Here is a 1,056-nt window from a genome sequence, read left to right on the forward strand (position 1 = left end):
TTGCGGACGCCGTAAAGGCGATCTGAAGATCTTCGTAGACTCTGGTATTCGTACTGGTTTGGATGTTGTTCGTATGCTTGCACTTGGCGCAGGAATCGTCTCGCCGTAAGTGCGTTTCGCTTCTTCAGCAAACCATTCGATAAAGCTCGCGCCGTAAAGCACTTCACCTTGAGCTTCCGCTAGCGGCTTACCTTGCTCTAACGTCATCAAACGGCCAAGGTCGGCTTTGTTTTCTAACAGGAGTTGGAACCAACGATTGAGCATACCAGCGCGCGTTTTTGCTGGCAGTGCCGACCATTCTTTCTGCGCGACATGGGCACGTTCAATGCTATTTAAAATGTCGTTCTCGGTTGAGACTGGTGCGTACCCAAGAAGCTCTCCGGTCGCCGGATTAGTCACTGCAATGCCCTGTTGTGGGTTCGCTACCATAAACGAAACAAGGCTTTGGTTTTGTATTTGTTGCATGGTCATTCCTTTTGACAACTCATCATCGCCGCTGAGTCAGCTGCGAGCTTATGTTTAAGCGGGGATCTGCTGCGTAATGCAATGAATGTTCCCTCCGCCCAGTAGAACCTCTCTCGACGGTATCGCGATGATTTGGTATTCCGGCATCGCGTTTTGCAAAATATCGATTGCAATGGCGTCGGTGTCTTCATCCAACATCGGTAAGAACACATGGCCGTTGACGATAAGAAAGTTCGCATAAGAGGCACTTAGGCGTTCGCCAGCTTGTCGGCTCATTCCTGAACTGGCGTCAATGCCATTGGCTTCGCGCTCGCTGTAATGCAACGGACCCGGTAATGGCAAACGGACAATTTCAATCTCGCGCCCTTTCGCATCGTGCTGAGATTTCAGTACTTGTTCCGCTTGACGAGACAACGCGTATTGCGGATCGCTTGGGTCATCGGTCCAACTCAGTACCACCTTACCCGGTGCGATAACGTGCATCAGGTTGTCAACATGGCCGTCTGTTTCGTCATTGAATAAACCATTTGGCAACCAAATGATTTTTTCGATACCGAGATATACCTTTAACTGCTCTTCGATTGCGCTTGC

General features: G+C 49.9%; 1 protein-coding gene and 1 pseudogene. Both read right to left on the minus strand.

Features of this window, described 5'->3' with window-relative positions:
* Nucleotides 1-63: 63 nt before the first annotated feature.
* Nucleotides 64-471: pseudogene (locus tag M23134_RS42395) on the minus strand (aldehyde dehydrogenase family protein); the annotation flags it as partial.
* 48 nt (nt 472-519) lie between these two features.
* Nucleotides 520-1,056, minus strand: a 537-nt coding sequence (locus M23134_RS37255) for an agmatine deiminase family protein (protein WP_002706446.1), incomplete at its 5' end; no start/stop codon positions are given.

The sequence above is a fragment of the Microscilla marina ATCC 23134 genome (assembly GCF_000169175.1).
Lineage (GTDB): Bacteria > Bacteroidota > Bacteroidia > Cytophagales > Microscillaceae > Microscilla > Microscilla marina.